This is a genomic window from Moorena sp. SIOASIH, assembly GCF_010671925.1.
GTDB lineage: Bacteria > Cyanobacteriota > Cyanobacteriia > Cyanobacteriales > Coleofasciculaceae > Moorena.
In genome coordinates this window covers 865,316-880,821 of sequence record NZ_JAAHIH010000004.1, presented here as the reverse complement: position 1 = coordinate 880,821, position 15,506 = coordinate 865,316, and the positions used below count along the sequence as shown (strand labels likewise).

16 protein-coding genes, 1 tRNA gene, 1 pseudogene and 1 other annotated feature (1 of these 19 cut by a window edge) are annotated in these 15,506 nt (G+C 42.8%); of the genes and pseudogenes, 4 read left to right on the top strand and 14 right to left on the bottom strand.

Annotation, left to right across the window (positions count from 1 at the left end):
• Positions 1-147: a sequence feature (ribosomal protein L10 leader region), on the bottom strand; it reaches 46 nt to the left of the window's first position.
• A 94-nt stretch (positions 148-241) separates the two neighbouring features.
• The 7 genes from rplA to F6J90_RS25085 all read right to left on the bottom strand — a co-directional run bounded on the left by rplA (position 242) and on the right by F6J90_RS25085 (position 3,785).
• Entirely contained in the window at positions 242-958 is a 717-nt protein-coding gene (rplA, locus tag F6J90_RS25115; RefSeq protein WP_293099669.1) for a 50S ribosomal protein L1, read from the bottom strand.
• Positions 959-1,126: 168 nt separating this feature from the next.
• Entirely contained in the window at positions 1,127-1,552 is a 426-nt protein-coding gene (gene rplK / locus F6J90_RS25110) for a 50S ribosomal protein L11 (RefSeq protein ID WP_071105455.1), read from the bottom strand.
• Between the two features lie 10 nt (positions 1,553-1,562).
• Positions 1,563-2,180, bottom strand: a complete 618-nt coding sequence (gene nusG / locus F6J90_RS25105) for a transcription termination/antitermination protein NusG (RefSeq protein ID WP_293099666.1) — start codon at positions 2,178-2,180, stop codon at positions 1,563-1,565.
• Positions 2,180-2,407: a preprotein translocase subunit SecE gene (secE, locus tag F6J90_RS25100; RefSeq protein WP_071105457.1), complete on the bottom strand. Its 228-nt coding sequence runs from the start codon at positions 2,405-2,407 to the stop codon at positions 2,180-2,182. The genes nusG and secE overlap by 1 nt, the downstream gene beginning before the upstream one ends.
• Positions 2,408-2,930: 523 nt before the next feature.
• Positions 2,931-3,003: transfer RNA gene (locus tag F6J90_RS25095), tRNA-Trp, on the bottom strand.
• Positions 3,004-3,097: 94 nt separating this feature from the next.
• Positions 3,098-3,460, bottom strand: coding sequence for a 50S ribosomal protein L19 (gene rplS / locus F6J90_RS25090; protein WP_071105458.1), 363 nt, complete (start codon positions 3,458-3,460; stop codon positions 3,098-3,100).
• A gap of 112 nt (positions 3,461-3,572) precedes the next feature.
• Entirely contained in the window at positions 3,573-3,785 is a 213-nt protein-coding gene (locus F6J90_RS25085; RefSeq protein ID WP_293099657.1) for a hypothetical protein, read from the bottom strand.
• Between the two features lie 274 nt (positions 3,786-4,059).
• Between F6J90_RS25085 and F6J90_RS25080 the strand changes: the two genes are divergently transcribed.
• Entirely contained in the window at positions 4,060-4,197 is a 138-nt protein-coding gene (locus F6J90_RS25080) for a hypothetical protein (RefSeq protein WP_293099655.1), read from the top strand.
• A gap of 82 nt (positions 4,198-4,279) precedes the next feature.
• Here the strand turns inward: F6J90_RS25080 and F6J90_RS25075 are convergent, their stop codons facing one another.
• The 3 genes from F6J90_RS25075 to F6J90_RS25065 form a co-directional block, all read right to left on the bottom strand.
• On the bottom strand, positions 4,280-4,729 hold the full coding sequence (locus F6J90_RS25075) for a hypothetical protein (RefSeq protein WP_293099653.1): 450 nt from the start codon (positions 4,727-4,729) through the stop codon (positions 4,280-4,282).
• Positions 4,720-5,088 (bottom strand): hypothetical protein, encoded by a 369-nt coding sequence (locus F6J90_RS25070; RefSeq protein WP_293099651.1) that lies wholly within the window; start codon positions 5,086-5,088, stop codon positions 4,720-4,722. The genes F6J90_RS25075 and F6J90_RS25070 overlap by 10 nt, the downstream gene beginning before the upstream one ends.
• 328 nt (positions 5,089-5,416) lie before the next feature.
• Entirely contained in the window at positions 5,417-8,335 is a 2,919-nt protein-coding gene (locus F6J90_RS25065) for a glycosyltransferase family 39 protein (RefSeq protein ID WP_293099648.1), read from the bottom strand.
• A gap of 15 nt (positions 8,336-8,350) precedes the next feature.
• On the opposite strand from F6J90_RS25065, the gene F6J90_RS25060 reads away from it, so the two are divergent.
• Entirely contained in the window at positions 8,351-8,497 is a 147-nt protein-coding gene (locus tag F6J90_RS25060) for a hypothetical protein (RefSeq protein ID WP_293099645.1), read from the top strand.
• A 190-nt stretch (positions 8,498-8,687) separates the two neighbouring features.
• Positions 8,688-8,996, top strand: a complete 309-nt coding sequence (locus tag F6J90_RS25055) for a helix-turn-helix transcriptional regulator (RefSeq protein WP_293099642.1) — start codon at positions 8,688-8,690, stop codon at positions 8,994-8,996.
• Between the two features lie 248 nt (positions 8,997-9,244).
• On the opposite strand, the pseudogene F6J90_RS25050 reads toward F6J90_RS25055, so the two are convergent.
• The 4 genes and pseudogenes from F6J90_RS25050 to F6J90_RS25035 form a co-directional block, all read right to left on the bottom strand.
• Positions 9,245-10,543, bottom strand: a pseudogene (locus F6J90_RS25050) (transposase).
• A gap of 472 nt (positions 10,544-11,015) precedes the next feature.
• A complete protein-coding gene (locus F6J90_RS25045) occupies positions 11,016-11,201 on the bottom strand; it encodes a hypothetical protein (RefSeq protein WP_293099639.1) in 186 nt (61 codons plus the stop codon).
• Positions 11,202-11,236: 35 nt separating this feature from the next.
• Positions 11,237-12,856: a glycosyltransferase family 39 protein gene (locus tag F6J90_RS25040; protein ID WP_293099637.1), complete on the bottom strand. Its 1,620-nt coding sequence runs from the start codon at positions 12,854-12,856 to the stop codon at positions 11,237-11,239.
• Positions 12,857-13,110: 254 nt separating this feature from the next.
• On the bottom strand, positions 13,111-13,782 hold the full coding sequence (locus F6J90_RS25035) for a DUF1295 domain-containing protein (RefSeq protein WP_293099634.1): 672 nt from the start codon (positions 13,780-13,782) through the stop codon (positions 13,111-13,113).
• Positions 13,783-14,487: 705 nt separating this feature from the next.
• Between F6J90_RS25035 and F6J90_RS25030 the strand changes: the two genes are divergently transcribed.
• Positions 14,488-15,189, top strand: coding sequence for a hypothetical protein (locus F6J90_RS25030; protein WP_293099631.1), 702 nt, complete (start codon positions 14,488-14,490; stop codon positions 15,187-15,189).
• Positions 15,190-15,506: the final 317 nt, after the last annotated feature.

Below are 15,506 nucleotides of genomic sequence, written 5' to 3'. Positions count from 1 at the left end.
ATCATTACCGCGTTCGCGTAGCGTGTGCGTAGCACAATCGCACTCACTGTAGGATCAGTGCCTGGGCAGATGATACATAGTACTTTAACCTCGGCAGGATATTAAGCTACTTACTCCTGCTGTCTTCAGCGCAAGCCTTCTTCAATTGTCTAGTTTGTCTTTAGGTACGCTTGACCCATTAAGAATTAAATTCGCCACGGGTCGCACCTGTTGAATTTTCGGGTAATTTTTAATCTCCGTTTCAAGCAGCATCCTCAAGCTTGAGTTCGCGCAGGATAGGGACATCCACTTCAATCGATGGACCCATGCTAGCAGACACATATAAAGTGCGCCAATAGCGACCTTTCGCGCCAGATGGACGATTGCGGTCGATAGTTTCCTGCAAAGCCTTCAGATTCACCAGTAAGTCTTCGGGGCTAAAGGATACCTTACCAAACATAACATGAACAATGCCAGTACGGTCAGCCCTAAATTCTAGTTTACCAGCTTTGAATTCTTGAATTGCCTGAGCTATGTCATTAGTAACTGTACCACCTTTAGGAGAAGGCATCAAGCCCCGTGGTCCGAGGAGGCGACCTAATCTGGCTACTTTGGGCATCATGTCCGGCGTAGCAATTAGCCGGTCAAAATCCATCATCCCGTTTTGAATTTCTGCAATTAACTCCTCAGAACCGGCAATGTCTGCCCCTGCATTAGTAGCTTCCGAGACTTTTTCACCCCGAGCAATCACTGCTACTCGTATCGTCTGACCTGTTCCCTTCGGTAAAGCCACTGTAGTGCGCAGTTGCTGGTCAGTATACTTTGGGTCAATTCCTAAGCGAATATGGGCTTCAGCCGATTCCGGAAATTTGGCCGTGGCTGTTTCTTTGAGGAGTTTGAGAGCTTCTATGGGTTCATAAGGTCGCTCTTCAACCTTCTTTTTTAGTTCTTGTAATCGACGCGATGGTTTCTTGGGCATCTGTATCTCCTGGGGTACTTAGCGAAGTAAAACTCCTCCCCCTCTATGGTTTACGTTAATACATTGGAGTTGAAAGTTTAAAGTTTAAAGTTGAAAGTTTAAAGTTGAAAGTTGTCAGGTTACAGCCTTAATTCATCTTTCATCCTTGAGCCTTCATCCTTCATCCTTCTAATCGGTTATGGCTACACCCATGTTTCTAGCTGTGCCTTCCACAATTTTCATTGCCGCTTCTATATCATTAGCATTGAGGTCAGGCATTTTAGTTTGGGCGATTTCTTGCAGCTGGGAGCGAGTAAGGCTGCCAACTCTAGTGCGGTTGGGTTGTGCTGAACCTTTCTCAATGCCAGCAGCTTTCTTAATCAGTACAGATGCTGGTGGAGTTTTGAGGATAAAGGTAAAGCTTCGATCCTCAAACACTGAAATTTCTACTGGTATCACCATACCAGCTTGATCAGCAGTTTTGGCATTGTACTCTTTACAGAATGCCATAATATTTACCCCGTGCTGACCGAGTGCTGGTCCGACGGGGGGAGCTGGGTTAGCTTTCCCAGCTGGGAGCGCTAACTTAATCAATGCAACAACTTTTTTAGCCATTATCTAAGGTCTAGCTTGTTTTTTCAATCTGATTGAACTCCAATTCTACTGGTGTATCCCGCCCAAAGATCGAGAGTAACGCTTTGAGTTTGCTCCTTTCGGGGCTAACTTCAATCACTTCCCCTTCAAATTCTTTAAACGGACCAGATAACACCATGATTTTGTCCCCTACTGCCGTATCTACTTTGACAATCGGCTCTTGATCTTCGGTTTGCTTGAAGATCCGCTCCACTTCACCATAGCTGAGGGGTACGGGTTTAACATGTCCCCGTCCACGCCCGTAGCGGCGTTTTTGTTCTGCCCCAACAAAATTAATCACATTTGGTGTGTTTTTGACAACTTGCCAAGCTTCATCATCCATCACCATCTGAACTAACACATAGCCGGGGAAAACTTTTTCTTCGCCGTGTTGCCGAGAACCATCTTTACGGATTTTAACCGTAGGTGTTTGGGGAATCTGCACTTTCAAAATCCGGTCCGCTACATCCATGGTTTGGATGCGCTGTTCCAAGTTCGTTTTAACCCGTTTTTCACAGCCAGAAGCAACCTGGACTGCGTACCAACGTGGACTTGCAGGTTTTGATACCTGTTCCCCGAAATCTTGGGATTCGTCTGCAGCAAAACTCATCAAAATACTTGTCCTGATGCCCAGGAAAATAAACCATCTACCAAATAAATTATGGTGGCAGACAGAATGACCATCAACAATACCGCTGCTGATTCGCTAATTAACTGTTGCCGAGAAGGCCAAACGACTTTAGCGAGTTCTTCTTTAGTTTCGTTGAAGAACTGACCTAGGTTAAACCCAGATTCAGTTTCTTTAGTTTCTGGTTCAGCTTTTGTTTTCTTTGCCACAACTTCTCCTTTCCCCCATCAACGCATTAATATCGGTCTACCATGGTCGGTGCTTAGTGCTATGTGCGCATCTTGCTGAGTTAATCCAGCCAGGGATTATATGACACAATTGACATCTCCCCCGATTAAAATGCGGGGGATTCTACAAGGTTGCTACGTGGCAGGTTTGAACCTTGCCACGTAGCAACCTTGTCCGATCCGATCTACTTAGAGATTTAAACAGATTGGCCGTAGGCCACGCTACGGGAACGTACCGGTGCGGGAGTGTCAAAGCTCCCCTACCCACCTTGGTTAGATCATTGCCTAACTGTGTGGCTACTTTTGTGGGAAATATCAGCAACACCTTTACCGTTGTTGTTTTTTGGGTTTTTCACCATGTTTTAAGAGGCAATAGGTGTACGATTCTCCTTCTTTATATTATAGACACGTCGGGTTAAAATCCGTCGCGCCGCTCTTACACCCCTCCTTAGAAATAAGGGGCTATCATGAGGAGCGGATGTTTTGGTATTCTACCAATTTTGAGCGCGCCCTGGAGGACTCGAACCCCCGACATCAGGTTTTGGAGACCTGCGTTCTACCAACTGAACTAAGGACGCAGATGGAGTAGAGAGGTAGAGGTTAACCTCTCGCTTTATTTAGTTTACCCTAATTTTGGCATTTACACCAACCTGATGCTAAACCAAAAAAAGGTTATAAACTACGGTCAAAGCGTTGTTTGATGCGAGTAGCCTTACCAACGCGATCGCGTAAGTAGTATAGCTTGGCTCGACGCACCTTGCCTCGACGGATTACTTTTATATTAGCAATTTTTGGAGAATGGAGTAGAAAAACCCGTTCCACACCAATCCCTTGGAAAATCCGGCGTACTGTAATCGTTTCATTTATGCCACCATTGCGCATGGCAATCACAGTGCCTTCATAGGGTTGAATCCGTTCCTTATTACCTTCTTTAATCCGTACCCCCACCCGCACGGTGTCACCGACATAGATGGTAGGGACGTTTTCCTTTAGTTGTTCCGCTTCAAGGGAACGAATGATTTCTTGAGCATTCATGGTTTTTGCCTAAAAGCACCAGTTTCTGATTATATCCCAAAGAAAGACTTGAAGTCTAGATTTTTTTGGGAAAAGGTAGGACTTCAGCACCACTACCTGTGTCGAATGTCTGTCACTCTCTGTTGCTTGCTTTTTTCCCTTGAGTACTCAAACGTGCTCCTATAATACCAAGGGCTAGTAAACCTAATGTAGCAGTAGGTTCATTAACACTAGCCTCAGAGAACACTGGATACAAGAACTGGCGACCAGCGTAGTCATCGTTAACCAATGGGCTGAGGTTGGTGACTGGGTTGCCTGGAGCTATGCCTAGTCCCCGGGATTCCATGATAATATCTACGCCTGGGGTGTCAACACCCGGATCCTGATCTGGAACTTTGACACTCCCCGGTCTAAAGACGCGGGGATTCTTTGTTCAACGACCCGACTTGCGTGGGCCAGCCGGAACCAGGAAGAGTAGAGGACAGATCTCCCAAAGCGTTTTGGTTTAATACCAGGGTTCCGGTGTGCCCCACCGTACCTTTTCAAAATCTATTTAACTAGATACTTTTTTATCTAAATCTTTCATAAACATTTAAGTCGTTGTCTTGATGCAATAGCGAGTGGGGGAAACCACGCCAGTTGCTCATGGGGGGAACCCCCAAGACCGCACTGGCTCCCCAAGACCGCGCTGCATCGCTAGACCCAATTACGCAATATGTACGCTCTACATATTTTTTACGTTGCCTACTTATGTTTAGATAGTATCTAGCTACTACAAAAGTTTATTGATTATACTTTTATAGTAGCACACAAGGTGCCAACTTTCAATCCCATTGTCTCTTAGAATTGCCGTCGAACGAAGGACGGGGCTTTAAACCCAATTTTTTTGGTAAATAATGAAAATGGTGAAGCGGCTGGATTGAGGGGATCGATTAGTTGGGCGATCGGGTTGCTCAATGTGGCTAGAGCTGTGGCGCTAGTAATGCCATCATAGTTGTCGTCGATAAATCTATTAGGACTTATGTCTCCCTCGATATCCCCTAATCCAATGGCATGTCCGATCTCGTGGGTCAACAATCGCCTGAAAAACTCGAGGGTATATACTGTTCCGGCATTATTGTTGAAGGTGATATCTGCTCCGATAATGGCCCTTGAACCTGTGTAATTTTCCGTTCCAGAGGTGAGAGATAGGCATTTCTCTAGGGTGTTCGATAGCAAAAGTTCTAACGGCACATCGAGAACGCCGATTGTCCTGGGGACGCTTAGGAGTCTAGCTACTTTTAAGCGCACGAATCCCCACCCATAATCTTCGATTTGGGTGGGGTGCGTTCAAACTCATTGACACTAGGAAGAATATCCCAGGTGAATAAATCGCGGAAAGCTTGATAGGAACCGCCCTGTAGTGAGTATCCCAATCCGCCGTCCAAGGAACGATCTTGTCCTTGGATAGTCCTTGGAGCTGCATCCCATCGGGAGCCGCCTCCGAGTGTGCTACCAGACCGGTTAAAAATTACAAAAGCGTCAGAGCGTGCTGGGTTAGCAACTTCAATGGCGGTGAAACTCAAAACAGACCCTAGGATGGCTACTGATAGGTTTTGTGTCAGTTTGAGTAAATCAAGAGGTTGTTTATTTTTGAATTTTGCTTTCATAAAATTGTTTGTTTTCACACATTAAAATTTAGTTGCCGGTTAGTTTGTTCAACATCAACTAACCTAGTTTAAAAAATAAACTTTACTTAAATTTTTGAGGCAATTGAATTAAATTACCTCAATAAAAATACTGAAACTATAAAAATAAATCTAGAAATTTTGATTTCGAAATATTAAGCTATCGGGATTGTAAATTGGTATGAGTAAGCGCAAATACGCAAAGAACACGAAGACTAAAAAAAAATAGTCTTATTGAGACATATATTCACAATTTATTCACAATGAAATAATATTAGCGTTCCCGTAGCGTGGCCGAAAGGCCATCGCTTTAAAGTTCTAATCCCTGAATAACACTCCAAGCTTTGAACACATTACCTTGCATCAAGGCAGCTATAGCAGATAGGGCTTGTAGTTCGGGAATAGTCGGATTGATTTTAAGGGCAGGGTTCAGGGCATTTTCCCCATCTTTTCCATCCCAATCATAGAGATAAACAAAGGCAAGATAAGCGTGAGCATAGGGATTTTGGGGGTCAAGTTGGGTGACTCGCTTTAATGCTGCGATCGCACCTTCTACATCTTGCTGCAATACCCTACTCAAAGCCAGAGCATAGGCCCAGTCTAGGTTATTCGGTTCCGATTGCAGCCGATAGCTTAAGGCTAAATCTGCTTGTTCTAAGTAGTCCTGAATCGGATCGTACTGGTTAATGCGGGCAGTTTCTTCAAACACCGGTTCTAGGCCATTGAGTCCTTTAGGTAAATTAGTGGATAATATCCGCATTTGGGTGATTAAATCTAGTTCTGGTGCAGCTATGGGGGTAGCTGCTGGATCGATGGTCAAGGTAACCGTTGGTACTTGTATCGGATAGGTTTCGCCAGTTTGCCGATTCAGGTAAGTTGCTTTGAGGGTGTAGCTTCCAGCTGGGATATCTGCTGGGGGAAACATCGCCATCCGTTCAATGACTTGAAATTGGGAATTGGCACTTGGTAATTGGGAAGAGTGTAGTTCTCCCATGCCAATACCATGGTCGTGTAACCATCCGTGGGTTGAAGGTTGAAGGTTAGTTTGGGTTGAAGGTTGAAGGTTAGTATCGGTTGAAGGTTGAAGGTTGTTTGGTTGAAGGTTAGTATCGGTTGAAGGTTGAAGGTTAGTTTGGGTTGAAGGTTGAAGGTTAGTTTGGGTTGAAGGTTGAAGGTTAGTTTGGGTTGTTCGCCTTTGGTGTTGCCGTAGGGTAGGTTGCAGATTGTTTAGTTGCAGGTTAGTTTCGTTTGAACCTTGGCCAAAAGGCCACGCTACGCGAACAACCTTCAACTGGTCAACCTTCAACAACTGGTCAACCTTCAACTTGTTAACCTTCAACTGGCCAACCTTCAACTGGCCAACCTTCAACTCTACCGGTTGCCAGGTTAGGATAACGATGCCAGATTGTAATTGCTGCCAAGAACCAGTCCACTGATAAGTTACTGGTACAGGTACTCCAGCAGGAGATGTTTCTGGTACGGTGACTTGGTCTAATTTAACTCTGGGACTTGAAGTGAGAGTAGTGCTAAGGGAAGTATTGCTGTAGAAATTAGTGGGTTTGATGGATGATTGCTCACCCACAGGCTTTATCGATAATGGTTTTACGGCTATTGGTGGCTGCTGCTTGTGATAGAGTTTCAGTTGGCTAGCATCGGGTAAGTCCCAAGTCTGGTGTAGCTCAAACTCTGACCCTTGCTCAACTTCCTGAACAATAGCTGCTTGGGATTCTGGGATTGACCCTTGGGCACCAGTTTTAGTGAGGAACCAAGAAAGCGATCGCATATCCTGTTTCACTTGTTTGGCTTGGGTTCCCACTTGACGCCCGTATACTTGGAAATTGGCTAATGCACCATAGTAATTGAAGTTGTGTTGGTTAATGTCTGGGGTTGACGGTAATACTCCTAAGTTAGAGCGCAAGTAAGGTTGAGTCTTGATGATTTCAGCAATTACCTTTCGATGAGGCCATGGCTGTCCTAAGTAGGGAAAATGTTCTACACGGGGACTAAGTAATTGAGTCAATCCCCTACCTCCTAATGGAAATAGATTCAACATCATCAGTAGAGTTGCTAGCCCTACCGTGCTCCAACGCATCGGTTTACCCCAACGATTAGTCCAGCAGGTTAAGCCATAAGCCAGAAACAGTGATAGCACTGGAACTAATGGCAAGATATAGCGAGCATCTTTATTAATATTCAATGAACACAATAGATAACCACCCACTATGAAGACCCCTAGCCAGGTTAGTGACCAGATGGGGGGATGGGGGGATGGGAGATTGTTCGGTTTTGCGATCGCGGATTGCTTGAGCCCATACTTGAGCCCATAAATTAATAGTCCTACTATCGGTATTAACAACAGCGGCCAAGAGATCAGGTAAGGTAAGATTTTCCAGTAGTAAACCCAGGCGTCAAGGGTATTGAGGGCTGGGTCTCCTTCTGCGATCGCGGAATCAATGGTTGCTCGCTTCCCAGAGGTTAATATCAACAACCAATTAATCCGGTACCATGGACCAAATAGCAAAACTGATACCAGCAAACCCCCGATTAACTGAGCTAACCTTTGCCATTGCCTCTGCCACAGAACCCTTATCCCAGCCCAAGCGATTGGCACGAATAGAAAAAATAAGGCTGTTTGCTTAACTAGCAACGCTAATCCTAAACAAACCCCAAACCCCAACCCCCACAACCATCCTTGTCTTACTGTGGTTCGCGATAAGGGTGTCTTTGCCCTTCCCAAACTCCACCACACTGTCAGAGACCAAAAACACAAACTGACTACTGTGGTTAATGGATAATCCAGCAAAAATTCTAAACGGTAGCGATATAGTCCTGGTAACAACACGACTAAACCAGCAGCCCATAACCCTACCTGGCGGTTAAATAATACCAGCCCTAATCCATAAACTGAAGCAATTAACACTCCACTACATAAAACTAGCGCTATCGTAGCTAGTTCTGCTCCTGTTCCAAACAGTTGCTGAACAATTGCCGCAATAATATAAGTCAATGGCGGGACTTTTGACGAAATTGCCCAAAAACTGCTCCACCACTCCCCAGAGAACCACTCAGGATGCTGCAACGCCTGCCAGTAATTCAAGGAACCGGTCAAATAATCCGCCTGGTCCCAAGCTGGGACAGAGTGATCTAGGGCAAACCAAATGCGATCGCAAAATCCACTCCCTAGCCAAATTAGTCCTAAAATTACTGGATCTATAAAGCGTCTTTTCATAGTGGTGAGTGCTGAGTGTTCAGATCAATTAGCTACAACAATCGTAAGCATTCAGCCGTCAGCCGTCAGCCGTCAGCCGTCAGTGGTCAGCTTATTTTATTCAAAAGCTGTTCCCTTACCCTGGCCTACGGCCAATGGCTGTTCGGTGTAGCGTGCGCGTAGCCCATAAGCTGTTCGGTGTAGCGCATAAGCTGATAGCACCTCAAGTAGCGTGCGCGTAGCGCATTAGCTGAATGATTACCAACAATGCTAGCTATAGTTATTGAGTAAATTGATATTGAACGGGCAATCTTGAGAAAGCGTTTATTTGAACAAAACCCAGATGTTCATACCTATGTAGAGGAGGAAGAAAATGACTAAGACTTCTGATGCGATTAAAATTCTTAACAAGAAGACTCGTACCGACCCCGAGATGGAGGAAATGATAGCAGAAGCTTCTCTTAATGCAGAGGTGGCACAGTTGATTTATGAAGCCAGAACAAAAGCAGGGTTAACCCAGAAACAGCTTGCAGAACTTGTGGGGACAAAGCAGCCTGTGATTGCACGACTCGAAGATGCTGATTATGAAGGACACTCCCTTTCTATGTTGCAAAAAATCTCTCGCGCTCTCAATCACCGGGTAGCGATCGCGTTTATCCCTACCGCAAATCTGATTGAATAGACCATTTACAAATATAGCAGTTATCAATTGGATGAGGTAATTTAGTCTAGGGTTTTAGGGAGTAGGGAGTAACGATGCATCGCTATTACCTATTTATTGTTACCTTTTTAGATCAATCCTATTAACTCTTTGATCATCTTCACATGAACAATACCAGCCTCCTCAAAGGAATCTCCCACTACTTCAAAACCTAACTTTTCTTGAACCTCCCCACCCTGAAAGAGGGTGGGGATTCCCAGGCACAACAACTATGTTGCTGTTATCTCCGTGGGCGTGACTTTCCCCCGCACCGGAGGTAGCTGGATGGGGTCAATACCCAGTTTTTTGAGACCCCTTAGTTTTATGTTTATTGCCCCATTGATATCAGCATCGTCATAGTGACCACAGTTGGTACAGACAAACTTTTCTTTCTTTCTGTTACTTTTACTGACGTGATGGCATTTTGGGCATTTTTGAGACGTGTGCTTGGGATTTATTTTGACTACTGGTATGCCTGACTTCGCAGCCACGACCTCTATCTTTTTGACCAGTTCTCCCCAAGCTGCATTAGATATTGACCTATTTAAACCTCTTTTTGCTGACTGTCCATTGCGGACATAGCCACCATTTTCGTTTGGTCTAGGTTTGCACCGAGATTTCATTGCTTTAATATTGAGGTCTTCAAAGACTAAAGCATCTGTTTCTTCAACTAATTGATTGGCAACATCCCAATGGTAGGCACTGCGGCTATTTGTTATTCGCTCATGAAGCGAAGCAACCGCTTCGTAAGACTTTCCTCTATTTTTGGATCCTTTTTTCTTCCGAATAGCAGCTTTATGTCTCAAGTTCAAACGTCTTTATTTACGTCTAAAATATTTTTGTTTAGCCGGATTAGCTATTGTCTTTCCATTAGAAAGGCTTACTAACTTATTAATGCCTAGATCGCAGCCCTTGACTTTCAGAGGATTAATTTCGGTATTATCTTTTACTGGAGTAGGTGGAACCGATTTATCTTCGATTTGAAGACTTGCAAACCACCCACGAGCTTTTCTGCGAACAGTGACGGATTTCAGAATAAAACCCTCAGGTATAGGGCGGGAGTTGTAAAAACCCATCCATCCAATTCCTGGGAGGTATATCTTGTTTCCATTAAGCTTTACCTGACCAGGAGCATATTTGAAGCTCCTAAATCGTGACCTTCTTTTTGGTTTTGGGTATCCAGTCTCTCCTTTGAAGAATTTGGCAAATGCAACATCTAACTGTCTTAGAGTTTGTTGTAAAACAGTTGAATGGATCGATTTATACCAAGGTCTTTCTTTCTTGAGTATGGGAAGACTGGAACTTTGGGCTTCGTAGGCACTTCGTCTTGGATTTTTTTGACTTTTCTTCCAAGGGTAGCCTACAGAGTAATTTTTACTCACTGAACAGGTCAACGGACACGCTTCTCTACCACTTTTTAAATCACAGTAATTACCTAACCTGGGAGCCTTTGCTTGATCGTAAGAATCATTTCTGTCTCTAAGCAGATAATTGTACTGCGCTCTCAACATGTCCAACCACCGATTCATCGTGGCTTTTTGTTGTTGATTGGGCTTGAGTTTGTAAGAGTATCCTACTTGCATCTGTTCGACCTCTTTCAGTGATAATCTAATTATAGACCCCCAAAATTAAAGTGTCAAGTAAATGTCTGAACAAATTAAAAGAAAAGTAGGAAGACCCAGATTACACGAGGAAGCTAAGAAAAGTTACAGTATCAAGGCCACTGAAACTGGTTGGCAGGGATTGAAGCTTTTAGCCGCTTGTTCGGGATTAAGCCTTTCTGAATACTTAGAGTTCCTAGGGAGGACTGGGACTTTGCCTAATTGAGAGGAAATTCATCCCCGGAGACGAAACCTTAGAATAGTGGAGCCTTTATGGTTGGTCGGCTATGAGGAAAAGGGTTAAAACTTTATTATTAAGGCTCCACTATTCTTACGGTAACTTTAAACCCTGAAAGAGGGATGGGGTATTCTTTCCCCTGGCCTTGGCCAAAAGGCCACGCTACGCGAATGGCCACGCTACGCGAACAAACTCCCCTATTGATAAATGCTTCGCTATTTCATCCTTACCATCAAACTCTAAATCCGCTGCTACCCCTTGTTCAAACTGAAAAACCTGCACCATGATTAACTTAATTTCTGATAATCGTTCAGTATATCCAACAACTTTAATAGTTAACTCATCCATTTACCTATTCCAATTATTAACTGCTAACCATTTAATCATTCAAGTCTTAACTTTCCGAGGGGCTTTACTTTCGACTCATCAAACCACTCTATCTTAGTACTATACTTGTCCTCAAGTCCCTGTTGCAAATGATCAGAGGGATAAAAGAGAAATACATCACTAAAACCTTGAGGAATATCGGGAATATTAGGGGGAATGACTAACTGAAATTTTACTTGAGGATTTAATAAATAACTAAGAGAAATCACATCCCCAGGATTCACTGAAGAAACATTGCTAATTACCAGAGGTCGCTCAGCTTGATTAATTATTCTAGCGATGGTAGGATTGTTACCCCCAACTTGCTTGTTCCACCAGATTTCTGTTTGGGAACTAATAGCACAAGAGATAACTCCCCCTGTAAGCAGCACAGCTACTATTCCTTTCCAGACCTTCTGTGTTCTTAAATTAGCCTTTATTAAATTAGCCCTGGATAGAGACCCAGTGACAGACATACTAATTAGATAAGTAACAGCCAGCTGCACTCCGATATAGCAAGGTATAAAATACCGACTACTTACTGAACGTCGTCCTCCCCAAATTAAGTCCGGTAAAATTAAGCCTAATGCAGTAATAACGATTAACGTTAAAACCAGTAACCAAACTCCCTGGGTAGTATAACGACAGATAAAATAAATTGCATATCCGACAAAACTAACTAAAATTGGTGGGATTATATAGGTAAATGGATGCTCCAGTGGTATTCCAATATCAAAAAATATCAAACTGAGGTTTATCCCCCAGATTTTTACCAAAAATGATAAAGGGACTTGAATGGTTGTCCAATGGGTTTTATGCTGAATGACAGCTAAGTTAGTAACCACCACAACTAACCAAGGGGAAAAGGCTAGAAACCCTGTGCCAGATGCTATCAAATAAGCAAAAATAGTTTTATTAAAGCGAAACCGTTCTACAATAAAGACATAAATTCCATGTCCAATGGCAACAAATATAGAAAAGAGAAAGGTGTAAAGACTAAGTGCCAAAGTGACAGCATAGATTACCCATGACCAGACATAGTCTGTTACTTTTCTACTATCCTTAGTTTTCCGGATAGCTCGCAACAGAGACGCACAAGATAGCATAATAGTCAATGTCCATAGACTATATTCCCGTGCTTCTTGAGCGTAGAGCACATGAAAGGGAGATACCGCCAAAAGTGCCACAGCTACCCATCCCACTAGAGGGGATTCAAATAATTCTAAGCACAGCCAATAGATAGCTGGAAAAACCAGCAGGCTAAACAGAACAGATAAACCCCTAGGGTTATTGACAGCAGCACCAAATAGCTGCCGCCAAAACCGCGCCATTAAATAATAGAGGGGTGGATGTTCTGGGTTTTTAGCTAAGGCATTAATAGTATCCCCTAAGTCTTTTTCTGGATTGGGATGTTGGTACTTTTGTAAGTCTTCAACACCAATCACCCTACCATCAAAAACTTCCTTAATTACTTCATATCCCGTATAGCCAGAACTCCGAATTGAAGTATAAACCTCATCGTGCCAGTATATTTTATGGTTTAGATTGAAGCAGCGGAATAAGATTCCTAGCAGTAAAAGGACGATAATTAAAAATCGCCATCTTAGGGAAAAACACTGCTTAGATGGTTTGGTCATATCTTAAATTGGTGCTTGGGATTCCATTCACCAGTATTGTAGATATTGCACTTTGCAAGGGAGTGATCTACTTTCATTCTTGGTTTTAGGGAGCAGGGAACAGGGAGCAGGGAGCAGGGAGCAAAAAATAAAATTTAGATGTATCTCACACTTACTAGTAAACGCTATAGACAGGTGTTAGGTTAATGACTAATGGTTAATGGTTTTTGTAATTAATCCCTAAAGTCTAATCGTAAAAAGTACGAAGTATTAATTTATGAATACTTGGTTTTTTGTGCCAAATCTGGATCGTTTGGATTGGAAGTAGTAGCTAAAAATAGCTGTGGTAGTAGTAGTCCAGAATTAGCTTTGTAGTCAGCAAACTCTGGATAGCGGGAGAGAGACTTATCTTTTTTGAGCATATTGGGAATCCATATACCTCCCATAAAACCTGCCAAAATCACAAAGGGTAGCCAGTGCTGAGCTAGCATGGCAAAAGCAGAGTAGATCAGGATTTCTCCCAAGTAGTTTGTGTTTCGACAGCGAGCAAAGAATCCTTCTTTGATTAATCCAGAACGATACTTGAGAGTATAGTATTTCTGGGCATCACTGGCATAGGGTCGAAAGACTCCTATGACATTAATGGAAATGGCAGCAGCTACCAGGGGTAAGGGAGGCTGAGAACCACTGCTGATCAGAATAAAGGGCGCAACCCAGTAGAGTATTAGTATTCCGAAGGTAAGAATTCCCATGCCAATCGGTATTTCTTCCTCCCACTGCTTGTCTGGATAGATACGGTCTTTGAGTAGCCACATCACCCCATAGGTCCCATGGAGGGCTAGGTAAACCCATGGACCAAGGGTGAAATTCTGGTAGAAAACCATTAATCCCAGCACTACTGGAGCGGTAAGTGCTTTGTGGAGATTGATGAAGTGCTTGCTTTTCATAGGTAGGGTATCTACATTAAAGGCTTGCTAAGTCACTACCGTAATTCTACGGAAATTTGTGATCGTTTTTCCAAAATTAACGGCTCTATCAGTGGATTGAAATTAGTGTTCAGGAGTAAGTGACTAAGTACCTGGACATAAATTATATTAACTGTGTTAACTTTGTTAAAGTCCCTCAATTCCTTGCTGTTCAAAGTTTCCAGTTCTATATTTTAGAATTTACATATTCAAAATTAATTGCCTACGACTACTTATATTAAAGGGAATATCACTACCGTAATTATACGTAAACTTGTTATATTTTTCATTAAAAATTAATGAATATAAAATTAATAAAAATGATTGCTTGTATCAATATATACTTGCGGTTATCAGAATATTTTCTTAAAATAATTCGCGTATTTATCAGTAATTTGTCTTAAAAATAGTATGATTAATGCAATGATGATTTATGATTAACTAGAACCTTTTCATTTGATTTGTGAACAAAAGACCCTCTTGAAATAAGAGTTTAAGCTAGTTTGGCGTTCACGAATCATTTAGAAACGCTATAGCAGTTCTCCATCGGGTGAGGTACTTTCTTCCTTAGTTTTAGGGAGCAGGGAGCAGGGAGCAGGGAGCAAGAAATAAAATTTAGATTTACCTCACGCTTACTAGGAAACGCTATAGATCAGGTTTACTCAAGTAAAGAAATTTAAAAATGTTATGTTTATTCTTTATCAAGAAGCAGCCACTCAACAGATTGAGTGGCTGGATAAATCTACAATTATTTTCCAAAATCAACTATTCACTAGAGCTTTTGATATTTCCCCAAATTATTTTCAAAAAGCCTTCAAGTTTTGTTGTTACCAAATCTCTGAGGAATCTCCGCCTCTGTATTTGGTTTTAGAACATCCGCATTATCTGACAATGTGGATTGAGCAAAAAGAGGTAACTTTAGCGGAGGAAGGTTATAGTTTATCAATAAATAGTTCTCAACTTAACTCCACTGATTATTTATCACTAAGAGCAGCTAGATCTGAAGCGGAAACTCCTAGACATCTTGATGGTGAACAATCCAGAAATCATAACCAGTTACCTAGGCCAGTTTTAACTGATTCACTCCCGGAAGATGTTTCAGTTTCCGAAGCTTCGATAGTAACTCAAAACTCCGGATACTGGTACAATCCGACAGAATCTGATTCCCCGGCAACTCCAAAATTAGCTACTGGTAATCTCAATCAGGAGCAAGAGATTCCGGAATCTGAGTTCCACCTGCATCCTAGGTTTCAGGAAATTACTAAGCAATCTCTTAAACGGCTGTCTAAAAAGAAATATCGAGGGATTTCTTACCAGGAGCAAGATGTCTTGAGCCAGCTACCGAAATCACAGTTATCTCCCTCAGGCATTGGATCAAAAACGGTCTAAAAAAACCTATCGAGGGGTTCCTTTCCGTGAGGGACTTACGCCCTGGGTTGCGCGGGAGTAGGGAGTAGGGAAGTCAGAAGTGGGAAGTCGGAAGTGGTAAAAAATCCTGTTTACCTGATTAACTAATTATTTGAATGGAGAATATTATGATCACATACCCAATGACCAAGGGGTTTCCACGGGCCTTTCAAGGTGCGGACGCGGTGACCCACGCAGCCCCTCCCCACTCGCTATTGCATCAAGACAGGGGAGACAAGGAAGGTTGGGTTAATTGTCAAATTAGCTACATTTTTTGGTTTACAATTAACTTTATTTGT

Bases quoted from the DNA above. Each gene is read 5' to 3' on its own strand.
- rplA (WP_293099669.1), bottom strand. From the start codon at position 958: ATGCCCAAGAAACCATCGCGTCGATTACAAGAACTAAAAAAGAAGGTT.
- rplK (WP_071105455.1), bottom strand. From the start codon at position 1,552: ATGGCTAAAAAAGTTGTTGCATTGATTAAGTTAGCGCTCCCAGCTGGG.
- nusG (WP_293099666.1), bottom strand. From the start codon at position 2,180: ATGAGTTTTGCTGCAGACGAATCCCAAGATTTCGGGGAACAGGTATCA.
- rplS (WP_071105458.1), bottom strand. From the start codon at position 3,460: ATGAATGCTCAAGAAATCATTCGTTCCCTTGAAGCGGAACAACTAAAG.
- F6J90_RS25085 (WP_293099657.1), bottom strand. From the start codon at position 3,785: ATGGAATCCCGGGGACTAGGCATAGCTCCAGGCAACCCAGTCACCAAC.
- F6J90_RS25070 (WP_293099651.1), bottom strand. From the start codon at position 5,088: ATGAAAGCAAAATTCAAAAATAAACAACCTCTTGATTTACTCAAACTG.
- F6J90_RS25065 (WP_293099648.1), bottom strand. From the start codon at position 8,335: ATGAAAAGACGCTTTATAGATCCAGTAATTTTAGGACTAATTTGGCTA.
- F6J90_RS25055 (WP_293099642.1), top strand. From the start codon at position 8,688: ATGACTAAGACTTCTGATGCGATTAAAATTCTTAACAAGAAGACTCGT.
- F6J90_RS25045 (WP_293099639.1), bottom strand. From the start codon at position 11,201: ATGGATGAGTTAACTATTAAAGTTGTTGGATATACTGAACGATTATCA.
- F6J90_RS25040 (WP_293099637.1), bottom strand. From the start codon at position 12,856: ATGACCAAACCATCTAAGCAGTGTTTTTCCCTAAGATGGCGATTTTTA.
- F6J90_RS25035 (WP_293099634.1), bottom strand. From the start codon at position 13,782: ATGAAAAGCAAGCACTTCATCAATCTCCACAAAGCACTTACCGCTCCA.
- F6J90_RS25030 (WP_293099631.1), top strand. From the start codon at position 14,488: ATGTTTATTCTTTATCAAGAAGCAGCCACTCAACAGATTGAGTGGCTG.